This is a genomic window from Roseiflexus sp. RS-1, from assembly GCF_000016665.1.
Lineage (GTDB): Bacteria > Chloroflexota > Chloroflexia > Chloroflexales > Roseiflexaceae > Roseiflexus.
The window spans coordinates 882,162-899,901 of record NC_009523.1; the positions used below are offsets into that span (position 1 = coordinate 882,162).

Genomic DNA, 17,740 nt, shown 5'->3' on the forward strand with positions numbered 1-17,740 from the left:
CGCCGATGACTATCAACGCCAGCCTGACTCTGTTCGATATTGTGACGCTGCGGCGTGAGTTCCCGATCCTCAATCAGGCGGTGCATGGGAAAACGCTGGCGTTCCTCGACAGTGCAGCATCGTCGCAGAAACCGCGCCGTGTCATCGATTGCCTGGAAGATTATTACCGGCGCTATAATGCGAATGTCCATCGCGGCATTTATCGGCTGAGCGAGGAAGCGACGTTCGCCTTCGAGCGGGCGCGTGGCAAGGTGGCGCGCTTCATCAACGCTCGCAGTCAGCGCGAGATCGTGTTCGTGCGGAATACGACCGAGGCAATCAACCTGGTGGCGCGGAGTTGGGGCGATGCCAACCTGCGCGAAGGGGATCGCATTCTGCTCAGCATCATGGAGCACCATTCGAACCTGGTGCCCTGGCAAATGCTGGCACAGCGCACCGGCGCGAAACTGGAGTTTCTGCCGATCGACGGCGAAGGTCGCCTGGCGCTCGACAACCTGGAAGTGCAACTCGAAGGGGTGCGTCTGGTGGCGATCACGCAACAGTCGAATGTGCTGGGGACGATCAATCCGGTGGCGGAGATCGCGCAACGCGCCCATGCCGTCGGTGCGCTGGTGCTGGTGGACGGCGCGCAGAGCGTACCGCACATGCCGGTGGATGTTCAGGCGCTCGATATCGATTTCCTGGCGTTCAGCGGTCATAAGATGTGTGGTCCGACCGGGATCGGGGTGCTGTGGGGTCGGCGCGCGATCCTGGAACAGATGCCGCCATTTCTCGGTGGTGGATCGATGATCAAGGTGGTAGGGCTGCACGAATCGACCTACGCTGATGTTCCGGCGCGCTTCGAAGCGGGCACACCGGCAATCGCCGAAGCCATCGCGCTTGGCGAAGCGGTCGATTTTCTTCAGGAGATCGGGATGGATCGGATCTATGCCCACGAGCGCGAACTGCTGGGGTATGCGCTCGAACGCCTGACCGAAGTTGAAGGGTTGCGGGTGTACGGTCCGACAACGACCGAAATGCGCGGCGGTGCGGTGAGTTTTACGCTCGACGGGGTGCATCCGCACGATGTCGCTGCGGTGCTCGACGGCGAGGGGATTGCGGTGCGCGCCGGGCACCACTGCGCGCAGCCGCTACATGCGCACTACGACATTCCTGCCACCACACGCGCATCATTCTATCTGTACAACATACCGGAAGAGATTGATCGACTGGTCGCCGCGCTGCACAAAGTGCGCACGCTGTTCGGGTGATTGGGATGGATGATCTGTACCGCGAACTTATCCTCGAACACTACAAGCATCCGCGTCGTCGCGGTCGCATCGACCATCCCGACGTCAGCGCTGAGGAGCATAATCCGCTGTGCGGCGATCGAGTGCGGATCGACCTGCGGATCGAGAATGGCATCATCACCGATGCGCGCTTCGATGGGCGCGGATGCGCCATCAGTCAGGCGTCGGCATCGATGTTGACCGAGGAAATTGTCGGGATGCCGGTTGAACAGGCAAAGCAGTTCAGCAAGGATCAGATGCTTGCGCTGATCGGCATTCCGTTGAACCATAATCCGGTGCGCATCAAGTGCGCCTTGCTTCCGCTCAAAACACTCAAGGTCGGGTTGTATGGCGTGGGTCATGCGCCCGATGATGATGAGATGTGATTAATTCTGGGAGAGGAGTGCATCCAATGGCTGTGACAGCGACGAATCTGGATTTCGATTACTCGAAGTACGCGTTCCGCAACGAGGAACGATATATTTTCAAGTCTGAAAAGGGCTTGAACGAAAAAGTCGTGCGTGAACTGTCAGGGATGAAGGGTGAGCCGGAGTGGATGTTGAAGCGTCGGTTGCAGGCGCTCGAAATCTTCCGCAAAAAGCCGACGCCGCTGACCGGCATGTGGGCGAACCCTGAACTGGCAGAATTGAACTATGACGATATTCACTATTTCGTGCGTGCTGGCGAGCGCCCGCAGACCGATTGGGACGCCGTGCCGCCGGAGATCAAGAACACCTTTGAGCGGTTGGGCATCCCTGAAGCGGAGCGCAAGTTCCTGGCAGGCGTCGGCGCGCAGTACGAGTCGGAAGTCGTCTATCACTCGCTGCGCGAAGAGTGGGCGAAGCAGGGGGTGATTTTCCTCGACACCGATACCGGGTTGAAGGAGTACCCGGAGATCTTCAAGCAATACTTCGGTACGGTCGTGCCGGCGGCGGATAACAAGTACGCTGCGCTGAACACAGCGGTCTGGTCGGGCGGGTCGTTCGTCTACGTGCCGAAGGGGGTGCACGTCGATATTCCGCTTCAGGCGTACTTCCGCATCAATGCGGAGAACATGGGTCAGTTCGAGCGCACCCTGATTATCGTCGAGGAAGGTGCGTCGGTGCACTATATCGAGGGATGCACCGCGCCGATCTACAGCACTAACTCGCTGCACTCGGCGGTGGTCGAGATCATCGTGATGAAGGGCGGCAAGTGCCGCTATACCACGATCCAGAACTGGGCGAACAATATCTTCAACCTGGTGACCAAGCGCGCTATCGCCTATGAAGAGGCGAGCATGGAGTGGGTCGATGGCAACATCGGTTCGCGCCTGACGATGAAGTACCCGTCGGTCTACCTGATGGGGCGCGGCGCGCGCGGCGAGGTGCTCTCGGTGGCGTATGCCGGCAAGGGGCAGCACCAGGACGCCGGCGCCAAAATGGTGCATATCGCGCCAGATACGACGAGCCGCATCACCAACAAGTCGGTCTCGAAGAATGGCGGCAAGACGACGTACCGCGGTCTGGCGAAGGTGGCGCCGGGCGCAACCGGGGCGAAGATCAATGTGAACTGTGACGCGCTCATCCTGGATGAGAAGTCGGCATCCGATACGATCCCGTACATCGAGATTGAGGAAGACCGCTGCACCCTGGCGCACGAGGCGACGGTGGGGCGTATCGGCGAGGAGCAACTGTTCTATCTGATGAGCCGCGGCATCAGCGAGGCTGACGCGCTGTCGATGATCGTGCTCGGTTTTATGGAGCCGTTCACGCGCGAACTGCCGATGGAGTACGCCGTTGAACTCAACCGTCTCATTCAACTCGAGATGGAAGGGTCGGTGGGATAAGAGGCGAGCGGCAAGCAACAGGAAGGTCGTGCGCGTTCCACATTGAACGTGGCAGACGGGAAGGTTGAAGGCGCAAAGGAATTGCGCGTTCCGTGGCGAACGTACAATCCTTTGCGCCTTGTGTCTTTGTAAGAGTGTTCAACCTTTGATGAAGAAGTGTCGCTCAGGCGCCGGTCGCGCTCCGGATGTCCCGCAAGATCGCATCAACCTGCTCCGGCGATTGTCCATGCCGTGCCAATACCTGCGCTGTGAGATCTAACACCCTGTCTGCAAACCGTTGTGCAATATCGTGCCGTAATCCCTGCCCGATATAGAGTTTCAACAAAGCTTCAGCCGACATATCACGACTTGCAGCAACTTCCTGTACCATTGCGAAGGTATCGGTTGGCAAGTTTAGAGTAATCGTGATTGTCGGGCGAGGACGAAGATGGAGCTCGGTTGGGAACTCAGGCTGACTCATAGAGTTTCCTTTCTGCGCGCGTTGCCAATCGTGCAGAGATAATCCGCGTTCGCTCGCGTCGCTCGGTGTAGACAACCAGCAATAAGCGTTGCGCGACCGGGTAGCCCAGGACAAAATTGCGCTGCTCGTTGACATCGTTTGGAGTAGCATCTCCATATTGATAGAATGGATCAAAAAAGACCTCGGCAGCTTCCTCAAAGGTTACGCCGTGGTTGACGATGTTGAGTCGGGACTTCTGGTCATCCCACTCAAATTCGACACCCTGGAGTCGATAGACAACATCCATCACGCAACAGCCTGCGCATTCGCTTCGTGCCAGGTATATGATAGCATACGCGACCTTCAGACGAGACGTGGCAAGCATGAAACCACAATCGCACCCACCAACACGTCCAGCGTGCGGCGCTGCTCAGTCGGGTGAGTTAGCCCTCCGAAACAGGAGCCTGACCCCCTCCCCGCTAAAATTGGTGCTCCAAACGAGGAACCGACATGGTACAATAGTACTGCTTGTACGACCGGTCGTCGCTCGTTGGAGGTGCTGCGCCGATGCAACCCATAGCCTTAACCCCGGAACTTGTCGCTCGCGCAGGTAAACATATCGCGGCCGCGCTGCGTCGCAATCCCGGCATCGATGCGGCGGCGCTGTGCGCGCTGAACGGTCAGGTCTTGTGGGCCAGCGATCCGGCATTCGAGCGCGCTGCGCCTTCCATTGCCCGGATCGGCATCATGTCGCTCAAATTATGGGTCAAGGTGCGTTCGGGCAAACTGGACCGCATTGGTCTGGTGACGGGAGAGGGTACGGTTGATATTATTTTCGTACCGCCGATCGGATCGGTGCTGGTTGCCAGCGGGCGCGACGCGGGAACCGGATGGCTGGAGAATGAGCCGCTGGCGCTGCTTGAAGCGCTCGGTCTTTCAATGCGATCCCCCCTCGTTTCGCCGAACGGTCGCCCGTAGGATGGGCGCCGGGTTGGGTCTCTGGCGCGCAGCATCGTGTGATGCCGCGCGTTTTGTTGTTCCTTGATGCACGGATGAGGTTGAGCGCAATGGCTGAGTTCGTCAAACTTGCAACGATCCATGATCTGCCAGACGGCGGTATGCGGGCTGTGGAGTACAACGGTCGGCGGATCGCCCTGTTTCGCGCTGGCGAGACGATCTATGCTACCGATGATATCTGTTCCCATGCATATGCAGAGTTGAGCGATGGGTTCTTCGATCCCGATGACGGTACGGTGGAATGCCCGCTGCACGGCTCACGCTTCGATGTGCGCACCGGGCGCCCGCTGACATTGCCCGCGTTCGCGCCGATTGAGGTGTTCGAGGTGCAGGTGCAGGGAGACGATGTGCTCGTGCGCGTTGCCTGATGCAGGCATTGCTTGACTCTTGCTTCCCCCGGCAGTACAATATAGTTGATTAAATTAAGCGGTCTACTTCAGAATTATCGGGGGAGGTTGTGATGAATGGTTATGCTCACCCTGAGGCGCTGGTTGACACCGCATGGGTTGCCGATCATTTGAACGATCCGAAGGTGCGGATCGTGGAGTGCGATGAGGACATTCTGCTCTATGATCAGGGGCATATCCCCGGTGCGGTGAAGATCGACTGGGTCGGTGAACTCAACGACCCGATCATCCGCGACTATCTGGATCGCGAACGGTTCGAGCAGTTGATGGTCTCGAAGGGGATCAGCAACGATACGACGGTGGTTTTCTACGGCGATAAGCACAACTGGTGGGCAACCTACGCACTGTGGGTCTTCAAACTCTTTGGACATGCCGACGCACGGATTATGAATGGCGGGCGCGCCAAATGGATTGCCGAAGGGCGCCCGTTGACGCGCGAGGTTCCTTCCTACCCGCCGGGCGAGTACCATGCGCCGGAGCGCAATGATGCCGCCATTCGCGCATTCCGCGATCAGGTGCTGGCGCATATCCGGCAGAGCGGCACGGCGCTGGTCGATGTACGCAGCCCGCAGGAGTACACCGGCGAGCGTCTGCACATGCCGGAGTATCCGCAGGAAGGCGCACTGCGCGGCGGTCACATTCCCACAGCGGTGAACATCCCATGGGCGAGCGCCGTGCGCGAGGATAGTACCTTCAAGAGCGCCGACGAACTGCGTGAACTGTACGCCAGCAAAGGCATCACGCCAGACAAGGATGTGATTGCCTACTGCCGCATCGGTGAGCGATCCAGCCATACCTGGTTCGTGCTGAAGTACCTGCTTGGCTATCCGAAAGTCCGCAATTATGACGGCAGCTGGACCGAGTGGGGCAACGCGGTTGGTCTGCCGATTGAGAAGTAACCAGCACGACTATGTCTGACATCCCTGCCGGTCTGCCGCCGCGCCTGCGTGCTATCGTCGAGGAGTTTCAGGCGGCGGACCGGGCGGAAAAACTGGAACTGCTGCTCGAATATTCAGACCGACTGCCGCCGCTGCCGGATCATCTGCGCAACAATCGTGCTGCAATGGAGCAGGTACACGAATGCGCCACTCCGGTGTATGCGGCGGTAGAGTCACACGACGAGCGGTTGACGTTTCACATCGATGTTCCCGAAGAGTCGCCGACGGTGCGCGGCTATGCGGCGCTGCTGCGCGACGGTCTTGAAGGTGCGACGCCGGAAGAGGTGCTCGCCATTCCAGGCGATTTCTTCTACGCAATGGGGTTGCACCAGGTGCTTTCGCCACAGCGACTGAACGGTATCAGTTATCTGCTGGCGTATCTGAAGCGGCTCGCCACACGGGAACTGGCGAAACGGAACGGGTGATGGATCGCGCGGCGCTCATTGCGCGTCTGCTGAACCATTATGAACATCCACGCCATCGCGGTCCCCTTGTCGATGCGGATGTGACACTGACCGGCGGTCATCCTGAATGCGGCGACGTCATCACCATCTATCTGAAGGTTGAACCGCCGGATCGCATCACAGCAGTCTCCTTTGAGGGGCGCGGGTGCACAATTTCGCAGGCGGCGGCTTCGATACTGACCGAACTCGCTGCCGGTGCGACATTTGCAGCAGTTGAGACGATGACGCCGGACGAGATGATCGATCTCCTGGAACGTGAAGTGGTCGGAACGCGACCGCGTTGTGCAACGCTGGCACTGCGGATATTGAAGGCAGCGATCTCAACCTGCCGGATGGGAAAGATGTCGTGAGTCTGCGCGTATTTGAGGAACGGATAGACCGCCGCAGCACGCTGATCGATCTGGTCGGCAACACGCCGCTGCTGCGCCTGGCGCGGATCGATCCCGATCTGCCGCCTGGCGTTGCTGTCTATGCCAAGGCGGAGTGGTACAACCCCGGCGGTTCGGTCAAGGATCGTCCGGCATTGTGGATGATCCGCGATGGCGAACGACGCGGTTTGTTGCGTCCCGGCATGCGGATCGCCGATGCAACCAGCGGCAACACCGGCATCGCCTATGCGACGCTTGGTGCGGCGCTCGGCTATCAGGTGACGCTGGCGCTGCCCGCCAATGCCAGTCCTGAACGGCGGCGGATTCTCCGTTCTCTCGGCGCAGAACTGGTGCTCACCGATCCATTGGAGGGCATGGATGCAGCGATACGTAAGATCCGTGCGCTGGTGCAGGAACACCCGGAACGCTACTTCTACCCGGATCAGTACAACAACCCTGCCAACCCGCGCGCCCACGAGGAGAGCACCGGCCCCGAAATCTGGGCGCAAACCGGCGGTCGCGTGACGCACTTCGTGGCAGCGTTGGGCACCAGCGGCACGTTCATGGGCATCGGGCGCTTTCTGCGTACACGCAATCCTGCCGTGCGCCTGATCGCCGTCCAACCCGACGGACCCTACCACGCGCTGGAGGGCGTCAAGCATATGGCATCGACGACGCTGGTTCCCGGTATTTATGATCCGACGCTTGCGGATGCCACCATCGAGATTCGGAGTGAAGAAGCCTTCGCAATGGCGCGTCGTCTGGCGCGTACCGAAGGATTGATGGTCGGCGTCTCAGCCGCAGCCAACGTCGCTGCTGCACTGCGGGTCGCTCGTGACCTGCGCGAGGGGGTGGTGGTGACGATCCTGTGCGACGGCGCTGCCAAGTATCTCAGTGATCGCTTCTGGGAAGATGGCGATGGACGTGATGGCGAAGGGATCTGAGGGTTGAAGGTTGAAGGTTGAGGGTTGAACGTTGGGGGTTGAACGTTGAGCGTTGGACGTTGAGCGTTGGACGTTGCAGGTTCCAGGTTGAACATTGAACGTTGAACGTTGAACGTTGCAGACGCCGGGGAACGGAGGAACGTTTCTGACCCTTGAGATCTTTCTGACAGGAACATGCCTGAATGATGATCATTCTTTCCGACCACGTTCGTTATGCTATCGTGCAGCACGCTGAAGCGACCTATCCCAATGAGTGCGTCGGGTTGCTGATCGGGCGGATCGATGAGTCGCGCATTGCAGTGGAAGATATTTTTCCGACGCCAAACCGCTGGACGGTCGAAACCGGATTGACGCCGACCGATGCGGAACACTCGCAGCGCGACCGGTTCTATCTCGATCCGCGCGACTATCTGCGCGCCGATCGCGCCGCACGCGCCCGCCATCTCGATGTCGTCGGGTGTTACCATTCGCATCCCGACCATCCGGCGACGCCGTCGCCGCGTGATCTGACCGGTGCTCAGGGGGTTGGCGGCGGTTCGCAGTTCGTGTTTCTCATTCAGAGTGTGATCGACGGTCGCGCCGCCGAACTGACCGCCTGGACGCTGGATGAATCTGCTGCGCGTTTCGTGGCGGAGGAGATAGTTGTTGTGTGCTGAGTCGAGGCGAGAGGCGAGAGGCGAGGAGGAGGCAGGGCGGCGGGGCGACGTAGGGGCGCAGCGGCGGGGCGACGTAGGGGCGCAGCGGCGCCGCGCCCGTACTGGCAGCGGGGGGGTCATGGAGAGAGGGGATGGGGTAAGAGGGGATGAGGTGAGCGGGTTGAAGGTTGCACGTTGTTCTCGGTTCCTGGTTCTTGGTTCTTGGTTCTCAGTTCCTGGTTCCTGGTTCCTGGTTCCTGGTTCTTGGTTCTCAAAAGAGGTCACACCTATGGCAGTCACCGTTACCATTCCAACCGCACTCCGCCAGTACGTCGGCGGCAATGCCAGCGTCTCGCTTGCAGCCGGTTCTGTGGGTCAAATACTGGCAGCATTGAGCGAGCAGTACCCGCAACTGGGCAGGCATCTCTACAACGAACAGGGCGCTCTACGCAGTTTCGTCAATATCTATGTCGGCGATGAAGATATCCGTCACCTGCAGGGGATCGAGACGCCAGTTCCCGACGGCGAGACCGTGAGCATCATTCCGGCGATTGCAGGCGGCGTCTGACCCACCGAAGTTTGTCGCCTGCGCAATGGCGCGCGGCACAAATGTCGGGGCGCGCATCAGCAGGTGAGGTGTGCCTGGTCTCTTCCGTAGTGCAGAAGTTGTGGGGTATCATATGGTTCTACCTTCTCTGTCAAATGAAGAAATCCGCCGCTACTCACGGCATCTGATCCTGCCCGAGTTCGGTATGGAGGGGCAGCGTAAACTCAAGCAGGGCAGCGTGTTGCTGATCGGAACCGGCGGGCTTGGATCGCCGCTGGCGCTGTATCTCGCCGCTGCGGGCGTGGGGCACATCGGACTGGTTGATTTCGACATCGTTGACGAAAGCAACCTGCAGCGCCAGATTATTCACGGCACATCCACGCTGGGCATTCGCAAAACCGAATCGGCAAAAATGCGCCTGCGCGATCTCAATCCGCATATCGACATCGCTACCTATGACGTTCAGATCACGTCGGACAACGCATTCGACCTGATCCGACCATACGATGTGATCGTCGATGGCACCGATAATTTTCCCACCCGCTATCTGACGAACGACGCCTGTGTGATGCTGGGCAAACCTAACGTGTACGGCTCGATCTTCCGCTTCGAGGGGCAGGCGACGGTTTTTTCGCCGAAACATGGCGGACCGTGCTACCGTTGTCTGTACCCGGAGCCGCCGCCGCCCGGTCTGGTGCCGAGTTGCGCCGAGGGTGGCGTGCTCGGCGTGCTCCCCGGCGTGATCGGGACGATCCAGGCAACCGAGGCGATCAAACTGCTCACCGGCATCGGCGAGCCGCTGATTGGTCGTCTGCTGCTCTACGATGCGCTGGCGATGCGCTTCCGCGAACTGAAACTGCGGCGCAACCCCGATTGTCCAGTGTGCGGCGATCATCCGACAGTCACCGAACTGATCGATTATCAGCAGTTCTGCGGTATTTCGCCCGAAGAGGCGCACCGTGACGCGACCATCGAGATAACTCCCGCCGAAGTCGCCGACTGGCTGCACAGCGACAACCCGCCCTTCCTGCTCGATGTGCGCGAACCAAACGAGTGGGAAATCTGCCATATCCCCGGCGCCGTGCGGATCTCGGTCAACGAACTGGCAGAGCGCATGAACGAACTCGATAGTGCGGTCGAAATGGTCGTCTACTGTCGCAGCGGTGTTCGCAGCGCCCGCGCCGTCGAATTGCTGCGCCAGGCAGGGTTCCGCAAAGTAAAGAACATGGCAGGCGGGATCTTGCGCTGGTCCGATGAGGTCGATCCGAGCGTGCCAAAATATTGAGGTTGGCATTCAGCCGCGCTGATGCTATAATACCGCTCCGTGATTCAGGTTCGTACAGACAGGATCGACGGGTGAAAATCGCACTTTACAGCGCACTTATCATTGTCAGCGTAGCGCTGACCTTTCTGGTCGTCGTGCAGGGGCGCACTGCCGGTCTGCAACAGCGCGACACCATCTACCGCACGAAGCGTGGCATCGAGAAGACGATGCACCAGGCAACAATCGTGCTGGCGGTTGTATTCCTCCTGCTGGCGCTGATCGCCAGCCTGCCAATCTGGTAAACGGCGTATTGAATGCAGCAGGCGCCGCTTCACAGGAGTAAAGCGACGTTTGCGCATTCCACGCTGATACATCTATGGCACGTCGCATCCGCTGGCAAATCCTGATTGCGTCGATCAGTGCTCTGACGGTGCTGCTCCTGATGAGTTACCTGGCGCTCACACGCGCATCGGTGGCGCGCCCGCTGGCAGGAGGCGATTATATCGAAGGGGTTGTCGGCGCGCCGGTGCATCTCAATCCCCTGGTCGCTGATCCAGCCTCCGATCCGGTCGCCGCCGACATCCAGCGCCTGGTCTTCGAAGGGTTGACCCGCCCCGGTCCCGACGGTCTACCCATGCCGGCACTCGCCGAGTCGTGGGCGGTTGATGAGAGCGGGACAGTCTACACCTTTACACTGCGAAGCGGCGCGTCGTGGCACGATGGTGCGCCGGTGACGGTCGATGACGTGCTGTTCACGCTGCGCGCTGTGCAGGGTCCGGCGTTCGCCGGTGATCAGAACGTTGCCGCTTTCTGGCGTACTGTCCTGGTTGATCGCGTCGGAGAACGCAGCGTCAGTTTCCGCTTGGAAGCGCCATTTGCGCCATTTCTGCGGTTGACCGGTTTCCCGATCCTCCCCGCGCACCTGCTGCGTAACGTTCCGCCGGAACAGTGGGAGGCGCATCCATTCAACCGCTTGCCGGTCGGCGCCGGTCCGTACCGCCTGGTGGAACTCGATGAACAGCGTGCGCTGCTACGCGCCAACCCGCGTTATTTCGGCGCAACCCCGTTCATCGAAACGATTGAACTGCGCTTTTTTCGCACTGAACAGGAAGCATTCGCTGCGCTGACCCGCAGCGAGATTCAGGGTCTGGCATTCACCGGCGCCAGCGCCCTGGCGGATGTCAACCTGCCACGCGGCATTGTGCGACGTCAGGCGCTGCTGGATGGATACACGGCGCTCTCCTTCAACCTGCGCGACGGTCTGCTCACCGATCTCGGCGTGCGACGCGCACTGGCGACTGCACTCGACAAGGATGCCCTGATCGCCAGTGCGCTTGCGGGGAAGGTGATGCGGCTCGATACGCCGATTCTGCATGGATGGTGGGCGGAAACGTCCGATGTGTCGTGGTATGAGCCAGACGTTGCCCGCGCAATGGCGCAACTTGACACGCTGGGGTACGTCCCGGGCGCCGATGGCGTCCGTGTTCGGGACGGTCAACCACTCGTCTTTTCGCTGCTGACCGATAACTCTCCAACGCGGCGTGCGGTTGCAGAAGAGATTGCCCGTCAGTGGAGCGCCATCGGGGTGCAGATCGTTATCGAACCGGTCGAACCGACCGAAATGCAACGCCGGCTGGAAACGCATGAATTCACCATCGCACTGCACGGATGGCAGCGGCTCGGTTCCGATCCCGATGTCTTCGAACTCTGGCATTCGAGTCAGGCGGAGCGCGGACGCAATTACGCAGGTCTCGCAGATGCCACTATCGACGAGATTCTCTCCAGCGCGCGCAAAATCTACGACATCACGGATCGTGCCGAACTCTACCGTGAATTTCAGGAACGCTGGGTCGAACTGGCGCCGGGGATCATTCTCTATCAACCGATCCTGTTCCACGCCACAGTTGCCGACCTCGGCGACACGATTGCCGTCCCGCCGGATGCCGCCGCTTCGCCCCATCTGCTGATCGGGCGCGAGGGGCGTTTTGTGAATGTCAACCGCTGGTATCTGCGTAGCGCTCGCGAGATCCGCGGTGATTTGCGATAAGCAGAAGAAAGTACACCGGTATGACCATCGACCATCTCGTAGATCCTGCATGGCTCCTGGAGCACCTGAACGATCCAGACATCCGCATCGCCGATCTGCGCTGGTATCTCCTCGAACCCGGTCGGGGACGCATTGAGTATCTGGAAGCGCACATCCCCGGCACCGTATATCTCGACATCGACACTGACCTGGCGGCGCCGCCGTTTCAGGGACCGGGTCGCCATCCCATTCCGTCACCCGAAGCATTCGCAGCAACCGCCTCACGCGCGGGGATTGCGCCCACAACCCACGTTATCGCCTACGACAGCGTTGGCGGCGCCTATGCTGCGCGTCTCTGGTGGCTGTTGCGCTATTTCGGGCACGAACGGGTCTCACTGCTCGACGGGGGATGGCCTGCATGGACGGCTGCCGGTTTCCCGGTCGAAACAGGTGATGTGGCGCCACAACCGACAGTATTCGTCCCACGCCCCAACCGCTTGATGGTTGTCGATGCAGATGCTGTGGAGACACTGCGCCACAATCCACGCGCACTGATCATCGATGTGCGTGCGCCAGAGCGCTACCAGGGGATTGCCGAACCCCTCGATCCGCGCGCCGGACATATTCCAGGCGCAGTTTCCGCACCTTACGCCGATGCCATCGATACCAATGGACGGTTATTGCCGGCAGACGCGCTGCGGGCGCGTTATGCCGCGCTTGGCGCCGACCGCGCCGAAACCATTGTGTGTTACTGCGGTTCTGGCGTTACGGCTGCACATACCATCCTGGCGCTCGAACGCGCTGGCTGGAAGAACGTCCTGCTCTACGAAGGCTCCTGGAGCGACTGGTCGCGTGATCCTGCACGCCCCGCAGCATGTGATATAATACCCTGCAAAGGCTGTGACGGAGACGAGTAGGCGGCAGTGAACCGGTCAGCGAGCGCGCGGGTGGTGAGAGGCGCGCCAGAGTTCGGTCGCCGAATATCACTCCTGAGCCGGGAGGTGAACGCGCCAGGCGGACAATCAGCGCGTCAGTAGCCTGCCCCGGTTGCGCCGACCGTTATCCCGGCGGAGGTGTGCTGGCGCCTCGATGAGTGCAGCCGACGGTGTATCGGCTGAATCAGGGTGGTACCGCGGGGTTTTCTACCTCGTCCCTGTTGGGGGCGGGGATTTTTTGTTGGTAAGGAGGTTGCGCATGGCGTTTCAGCCCGTCGATACCAGGGTCAACTTTCCACGACTCGAAGAGCAGGTGCTCGACCTGTGGCAAACCAGGCGGATCGTCGAGCGAAGCCTGGAGTCTGGCGATAAACCGTTTGTCTTTTACGAGGGTCCGCCGACGGCGAATGGTCGTCCCGGCATCCACCACGCAATCTCGCGCATTTTCAAGGATGTCATCTGTCGCTACCGGGCAATGCAGGGCTACCGGATCATCGGACGACGCGAAGGATGGGATACCCACGGTCTGCCGGTGGAGATCGAGGTTGAAAAGAAACTCGGTTTCAGCGGCAAGCCCGATATCGAGAAGTACGGCGTGGCGGAGTTCAACGCACAGTGCCGCAAGAGCGTCTGGGAGTATATTCAGGACTGGCGGCAGTTCACCCGCCGCATTGCGTACTGGGTCAGTGACGATGCCTATATCACATATGAGAATGACTATATCGAGTCGCTCTGGTGGATCTTCCGTCAGTTATGGGATCGTGGATTACTCTTCCGCGACTACAAGGTATCGATGCACTGCCCGCGCTGTGGAACATCTCTCTCGGATCACGAGGTATCGCTCGGTTTCAGGGACGACGTTGATGATCCGAGTGTGTGGGTAAAGTTCCGTGTGCGCGAGACGAACCAGGAGGCGCTGCGCGGCGCGGCATTCCTGGCGTGGACGACGACGCCCTGGACGTTGCCAGCGAACGTGGCGCTGGCGGTCAAGCCTGATGCAACCTATGTGCTCGCCTCGTTCGACGGCGAGCGTCTGGTGCTGGCGGAGGCGCTGGTCCACACGGTGCTGGGCGATGGCGTGACGATTGAGCAGACATTCCGTGGCGCCGATCTGGTGGGAACACGCTACGAAAACCTGTTTGATGGCGTACCCGCTCCCGGCGACACGGTCGACTGGTCGCGCGCCTATACCGTTGTCGCCGATGATTTTGTGTCGCTGGAGGATGGCACCGGCATTGTGCACATCGCACCTGCCTATGGCGACCTTGAGATCGGCAGGAAGTACGGCTTGCCGACCCTCTTCTCGGTTGACCTGTCAGGCAATGTGCTGCCAGAGTTTGCATCGCTCGGCTTTGCTGGCAAGTTCTTCAAACAGGCAGACCCGGATATCACGCGCAACCTGAGGACGCGTGGTTTGTTGCTGAAGAGCGGGCGCGTCAAGCACTCGTACCCCTTCTGCTGGCGTTGCGACACGCCGCTCCTCTACTACGCCAAACGCTCGTGGTACATCCGCACCACCGCAATGAAGGATCGTCTGGTGGCGAACAACCGGTTGATCAACTGGGTGCCGGAGCACATTCGCGAAGGACGGTTCGGTAACTGGCTGGAAAACAACATCGACTGGGCGGTGAGTCGTGAGCGCTACTGGGGGACGCCGATCCCAATCTGGGTAGCGGAAGACGGCTACGCCGAGTGCATCGGCTCGCTGGCAGAACTGGAGCAAAAAGTGGGGCGCAGCCTGAAAGACCTCGATCTGCACCGTCCCTATGTCGATGAACTCACCTGGGTCGATCCGCAGCACGGTCTGATGCGGCGCATCCCCGACGTTGCTGATTGCTGGTTCGACTCAGGTGCGATGCCGGTGGCGCAGTGGCACTATCCGATGGAGAACGCCGAGATCTACGAACTGGCAAAGCAGGCGGATTACATCTGCGAAGCGGTGGATCAGACCCGTGGATGGTTCTACACGCTGCACGCGCTCTCAACCCTGCTGTTCGACCGCCCGGCGTTCAAGAATGTCATCTGCCTGGGGCACATTCTCGACGCCGAAGGGCAGAAGATGAGCAAGTCGCGCGGCAATGTCGTCGATCCCTGGATGGTGATGAACGAGCATGGCGCCGACGCGCTGCGCTGGTATCTGTTCACCGCTGCGCCCCCCGGCAGTCCGCGACGCTTTTCGGCAGGGCTGGTCGCTGAGAGTTTACGCAAGTTCCTGCTGACGCTGTGGAATACCTATGCGTTCTTTGTGACCTACGCCAACCTGGATGGCTGGAGTCCGGGGAACAATGGCGTTGCGGAACACCTCGATCCGGCGACGCTCACTCCGATCGATCGCTGGGCGCTGGCGCGGCTGAACAGTCTGGTGCGCGATGTGACCGCCGCCTTTGAAGCCTATGATGTCACGACGGCGGGACGCGCCATCGAGGATTTCGTTGATGAACTGTCGAACTGGTACGTGCGGCGCAACCGGCGCCGCTTCTGGAAGAGCGAGCACGACCGTGACAAGCAGGCAGCATATGCAACGCTCTACACCTGTCTGCTCACCGTCGCAAAACTGGTGGCGCCATTCATTCCGTTCGTGGCAGATGCGATCTACCGCAACCTGGTTGGGCTGGAGGCACAGGAAGCCTCCCCCGATACGCCGGAGAGCGTTCACCTCGCGGCATGGCCCGTCGTCAACGAGGCGCTCCTCGATGACCGCCTGGTGGACGATACAGAAGTGCTGTTGAAAGCCGTTTCGGTCGGTCGCGCAGCGCGGCGCGCAGCGGGCATCAAAGTGCGTCAACCGCTGCGCGAGATGTGGGTGCGCGCCCCAACCCCCGCCGCGCTTGAAGGGTTGCGTCGCTTTGAGGCGGAACTGCGCGAAGAACTCAACGTCAAAGCAGTGCGCTACCTCGACAGCGCAACCAGCCTGGTCGAGTACCGCTTCAAACCCAACCTGCGCCTGGTCGGTCGCAAATACGGCAAACTGGTGCCAGCGCTCACTGAGGCGCTCCGCGACCTGACGGGCGATGCAGCGCGCGCGGCGGCGCAGGCGGTCGAAGAGGGGCGGAACATCACCCTCTCCATTGAAGGGCAGACCATCGAACTTCTGCCGGAAGAGGTGCTGGTCGAAAGCAGTTCTCCGCAGGGGTACGCGGTCGCCGAGGATGGCGGCGTTCTGGTTGCGCTCGACACCACCCTGACGCCGGAATTGACGATGGAAGGGCTGGCGCGCGAACTGGTGCGCAATATTCAGGATGCGCGCAAAGATGCCGGGTTTGCTATCAGCGACCGGATCATCGTCTATCTGGGCGGCGCCGACGGCGACGCTGAGGTAGAAGCCATGCTGCGCGCCTGGGGCGACTATGTGCGTGAAGAGACGCTGGCGGACGACCTGCGCCTCTGTGCGCCGCCGGATCACGTACACACCACAACGCTGGAACTCGATGGGGGGCGCACGCTCATCATCGGCGTCAGCCGGCGTTAAGGGGCGACGGTCTGTTCCCCTTGTTCCCCTACGCGCGGGGATTACGGCGTTCAGACGCGAGGGGATGGTTGCGGCATTTCGATGGATCGCGCCTGGAGATGTAAAGGCGCGTCATCGCCTCTTCCTGGCTGCGCCTGGCGCGACGAAGGGCGCAGCCAGAAACGTCACCCTTCGCCGCGCAACCGGCGCAGTTCTTCCTCAAGAGCACGCAGGCGCGCTTCGGCAGCGGCGCGCAGGCGCGCTTCGGCTTCCCGTGCCGCTGCTTCCTGCTGCGCCCGTTCCGCTTCTCGCCGCGCCTGCTCCTCGGCAGCGGCGCGCAGGCGCGCTTCGGCTTCCCGTGCCGCTGCTTCCTGCTGCGCCCGTTCCGCTTCTCGCCGCGCCTGCTCCTCGGCGGCGGTGCGCAGGCGCGCTTCGGCTTCCCGCGCTGCTGCTTCGCGCCGTGCCCGTTCCGCTTCCCGCCGCGTCTGCCGCTCTGCTTCCTTCGCCCGCCGCACCACGGTCGCATAGTCGCCGAACGCCGCACCGTGCTCGTCGTAGCAGACGACGTGATCGCCTTCAATTCTCAGCCACAGGTCGGCAATCACCAGATGCACCCGCTCTGCCGCGTCCGGCGGGTGCAGTCGATACACCCCGTCGGCCAGCCGATAGTCGAGCAGTCGCAGGCGGCGCGCTCCCCTGCGACTCTGATTGTCCACAATCACGTACTGCGGCACCCCTGCCCGCGCGTAATGGTCAACCTTGATCTCCAGATCGTTCTCGCGCGTCTCCGGCGAGGTGATTTCAATGATCATCGCCGGACGCGCCCCTTCGACCGCCACGTCGAACGTGCTCCAGTCCTGGCGTTCGACGATGCCGGGAATGACCATCACATCCGGTCCGTGCGGGCGCAGGTCGGGCACATCCCACGCAATGCGCACATCGCTGAGCACAATCGCCGCGCCGGATTCCTCCAGGCGGGTGCGCAGCACTGCCGTCAGGTACATCCGGTCGATCGCGTGGCGGTCGCTGTGCACGATGAAATCTCCCACTTCCGGGTGCAGGACATCCTCCAGGGTCAGCGGAACCTGTTCCAGATGATGCGGATTGTCGGGGGTGGGACGCGGCACGAGGCGCCAGCCGTAACGAAACGGTCGTCGGCAGGCGGTGCGCCCGGCGCAGATGCGGGGGTCGTCGTGTGCGTCATAGCGGTTC

At 60.9% G+C, this 17,740-nt stretch carries 18 protein-coding genes, 1 pseudogene and 1 other annotated feature; of the genes and pseudogenes, 16 read left to right on the forward strand and 3 right to left on the reverse strand.

Going from position 1 to position 17,740, the window contains the following annotated elements; translation table 11 throughout:
* Positions 1-5: 5 nt before the first annotated feature.
* From ROSERS_RS03665 to sufB, 3 genes are read left to right on the forward strand one after another with little or no spacing between them, the layout of a single operon-like run.
* On the forward strand, positions 6-1,250 hold the full coding sequence (locus ROSERS_RS03665; protein WP_011955481.1) for a cysteine desulfurase: 1,245 nt from the start codon (positions 6-8) through the stop codon (positions 1,248-1,250).
* Positions 1,251-1,255: 5 nt separating this feature from the next.
* Positions 1,256-1,654 (forward strand): Fe-S cluster assembly sulfur transfer protein SufU, encoded by a 399-nt coding sequence (gene sufU / locus ROSERS_RS03670; RefSeq protein ID WP_011955482.1) that lies wholly within the window; start codon positions 1,256-1,258, stop codon positions 1,652-1,654.
* Between the two features lie 26 nt (positions 1,655-1,680).
* Positions 1,681-3,096: a Fe-S cluster assembly protein SufB gene (gene sufB / locus ROSERS_RS03675; RefSeq protein WP_011955483.1), complete on the forward strand. Its 1,416-nt coding sequence runs from the start codon at positions 1,681-1,683 to the stop codon at positions 3,094-3,096.
* A 163-nt stretch (positions 3,097-3,259) separates the two neighbouring features.
* Here the strand turns inward: sufB and ROSERS_RS03680 are convergent, their stop codons facing one another.
* Together ROSERS_RS03680 and ROSERS_RS03685 are read right to left on the reverse strand one after the other, a co-directional pair.
* On the reverse strand, positions 3,260-3,556 hold the full coding sequence (locus ROSERS_RS03680; RefSeq protein WP_011955484.1) for a hypothetical protein: 297 nt from the start codon (positions 3,554-3,556) through the stop codon (positions 3,260-3,262).
* Positions 3,543-3,842: a BrnT family toxin gene (locus ROSERS_RS03685; protein ID WP_041332939.1), complete on the reverse strand. Its 300-nt coding sequence runs from the start codon at positions 3,840-3,842 to the stop codon at positions 3,543-3,545. Before ROSERS_RS03685 ends, ROSERS_RS03680 begins: the two co-directional genes overlap by 14 nt.
* A 260-nt stretch (positions 3,843-4,102) precedes the next feature.
* Here ROSERS_RS03685 and ROSERS_RS03690 point away from each other — a divergent pair, with 260 nt between their 5' ends.
* From ROSERS_RS03690 to ileS, 13 genes are all read left to right on the forward strand, one after another.
* Positions 4,103-4,513, forward strand: coding sequence for a hypothetical protein (locus ROSERS_RS03690; RefSeq protein ID WP_011955486.1), 411 nt, complete (start codon positions 4,103-4,105; stop codon positions 4,511-4,513).
* Positions 4,514-4,602: 89 nt separating this feature from the next.
* Positions 4,603-4,920, forward strand: a complete 318-nt coding sequence (locus tag ROSERS_RS03695) for a non-heme iron oxygenase ferredoxin subunit (protein ID WP_011955487.1) — start codon at positions 4,603-4,605, stop codon at positions 4,918-4,920.
* A 92-nt stretch (positions 4,921-5,012) separates the two neighbouring features.
* Positions 5,013-5,858: a sulfurtransferase gene (locus ROSERS_RS03700; RefSeq protein WP_011955488.1), complete on the forward strand. Its 846-nt coding sequence runs from the start codon at positions 5,013-5,015 to the stop codon at positions 5,856-5,858.
* An 11-nt stretch (positions 5,859-5,869) separates the two neighbouring features.
* The gene (locus ROSERS_RS03705) at positions 5,870-6,322 is read left to right on the forward strand and encodes a SufE family protein (protein ID WP_011955489.1); all 453 of its coding nucleotides are present in this window, start codon (positions 5,870-5,872) and stop codon (positions 6,320-6,322) included.
* On the forward strand, positions 6,322-6,711 hold the full coding sequence (locus ROSERS_RS03710) for an iron-sulfur cluster assembly scaffold protein (RefSeq protein WP_011955490.1): 390 nt from the start codon (positions 6,322-6,324) through the stop codon (positions 6,709-6,711). The genes ROSERS_RS03705 and ROSERS_RS03710 overlap by 1 nt, the downstream gene beginning before the upstream one ends.
* Entirely contained in the window at positions 6,708-7,673 is a 966-nt protein-coding gene (locus tag ROSERS_RS03715) for a PLP-dependent cysteine synthase family protein (RefSeq protein WP_011955491.1), read from the forward strand. Before ROSERS_RS03710 ends, ROSERS_RS03715 begins: the two co-directional genes overlap by 4 nt.
* A gap of 182 nt (positions 7,674-7,855) precedes the next feature.
* Entirely contained in the window at positions 7,856-8,329 is a 474-nt protein-coding gene (locus tag ROSERS_RS03720) for a M67 family metallopeptidase (RefSeq protein ID WP_011955492.1), read from the forward strand.
* 268 nt (positions 8,330-8,597) lie between these two features.
* Entirely contained in the window at positions 8,598-8,876 is a 279-nt protein-coding gene (locus ROSERS_RS03725) for a MoaD/ThiS family protein (RefSeq protein WP_011955493.1), read from the forward strand.
* Between the two features lie 112 nt (positions 8,877-8,988).
* Entirely contained in the window at positions 8,989-10,140 is a 1,152-nt protein-coding gene (gene moeB, locus ROSERS_RS03730) for a molybdopterin-synthase adenylyltransferase MoeB (protein WP_011955494.1), read from the forward strand.
* Between the two features lie 71 nt (positions 10,141-10,211).
* Positions 10,212-10,421, forward strand: a complete 210-nt coding sequence (gene secG / locus ROSERS_RS03735) for a preprotein translocase subunit SecG (RefSeq protein ID WP_011955495.1) — start codon at positions 10,212-10,214, stop codon at positions 10,419-10,421.
* 74 nt (positions 10,422-10,495) lie between these two features.
* The gene (locus ROSERS_RS03740) at positions 10,496-12,166 is read left to right on the forward strand and encodes a peptide ABC transporter substrate-binding protein (protein ID WP_011955496.1); all 1,671 of its coding nucleotides are present in this window, start codon (positions 10,496-10,498) and stop codon (positions 12,164-12,166) included.
* Between the two features lie 20 nt (positions 12,167-12,186).
* A complete protein-coding gene (locus ROSERS_RS03745; protein ID WP_011955497.1) occupies positions 12,187-13,062 on the forward strand; it encodes a sulfurtransferase in 876 nt (291 codons plus the stop codon).
* Positions 13,037-13,303, forward strand: a binding site (T-box leader). Its footprint overlaps the gene before it by 26 nt.
* Positions 13,304-13,339: 36 nt before the next feature.
* The gene (gene ileS / locus ROSERS_RS03750) at positions 13,340-16,549 is read left to right on the forward strand and encodes an isoleucine--tRNA ligase (RefSeq protein WP_011955498.1); all 3,210 of its coding nucleotides are present in this window, start codon (positions 13,340-13,342) and stop codon (positions 16,547-16,549) included.
* A gap of 164 nt (positions 16,550-16,713) precedes the next feature.
* Here ileS and ROSERS_RS03755 read toward each other — a convergent pair.
* A pseudogene (locus ROSERS_RS03755) lies at positions 16,714-17,732 on the reverse strand (Uma2 family endonuclease).
* Between the last annotated feature and the right edge of the window lie 8 nt (positions 17,733-17,740).

Bases quoted from the DNA above. Each gene is read 5' to 3' on its own strand.
- ROSERS_RS03665 (WP_011955481.1), top strand. From the start codon at position 6: ATGACTATCAACGCCAGCCTGACTCTGTTCGATATTGTGACGCTGCGG.
- sufU (WP_011955482.1), top strand. From the start codon at position 1,256: ATGGATGATCTGTACCGCGAACTTATCCTCGAACACTACAAGCATCCG.
- sufB (WP_011955483.1), top strand. From the start codon at position 1,681: ATGGCTGTGACAGCGACGAATCTGGATTTCGATTACTCGAAGTACGCG.
- ROSERS_RS03680 (WP_011955484.1), bottom strand. From the start codon at position 3,556: ATGAGTCAGCCTGAGTTCCCAACCGAGCTCCATCTTCGTCCTCGCCCG.
- ROSERS_RS03685 (WP_041332939.1), bottom strand. From the start codon at position 3,842: ATGGATGTTGTCTATCGACTCCAGGGTGTCGAATTTGAGTGGGATGAC.
- ROSERS_RS03690 (WP_011955486.1), top strand. From the start codon at position 4,103: ATGCAACCCATAGCCTTAACCCCGGAACTTGTCGCTCGCGCAGGTAAA.
- ROSERS_RS03695 (WP_011955487.1), top strand. From the start codon at position 4,603: ATGGCTGAGTTCGTCAAACTTGCAACGATCCATGATCTGCCAGACGGC.
- ROSERS_RS03700 (WP_011955488.1), top strand. From the start codon at position 5,013: ATGAATGGTTATGCTCACCCTGAGGCGCTGGTTGACACCGCATGGGTT.
- ROSERS_RS03705 (WP_011955489.1), top strand. From the start codon at position 5,870: ATGTCTGACATCCCTGCCGGTCTGCCGCCGCGCCTGCGTGCTATCGTC.
- ROSERS_RS03710 (WP_011955490.1), top strand. From the start codon at position 6,322: ATGGATCGCGCGGCGCTCATTGCGCGTCTGCTGAACCATTATGAACAT.
- ROSERS_RS03720 (WP_011955492.1), top strand. From the start codon at position 7,856: ATGATGATCATTCTTTCCGACCACGTTCGTTATGCTATCGTGCAGCAC.
- ROSERS_RS03725 (WP_011955493.1), top strand. From the start codon at position 8,598: ATGGCAGTCACCGTTACCATTCCAACCGCACTCCGCCAGTACGTCGGC.
- moeB (WP_011955494.1), top strand. From the start codon at position 8,989: ATGGTTCTACCTTCTCTGTCAAATGAAGAAATCCGCCGCTACTCACGG.
- ROSERS_RS03740 (WP_011955496.1), top strand. From the start codon at position 10,496: ATGGCACGTCGCATCCGCTGGCAAATCCTGATTGCGTCGATCAGTGCT.
- ROSERS_RS03745 (WP_011955497.1), top strand. From the start codon at position 12,187: ATGACCATCGACCATCTCGTAGATCCTGCATGGCTCCTGGAGCACCTG.
- ileS (WP_011955498.1), top strand. From the start codon at position 13,340: ATGGCGTTTCAGCCCGTCGATACCAGGGTCAACTTTCCACGACTCGAA.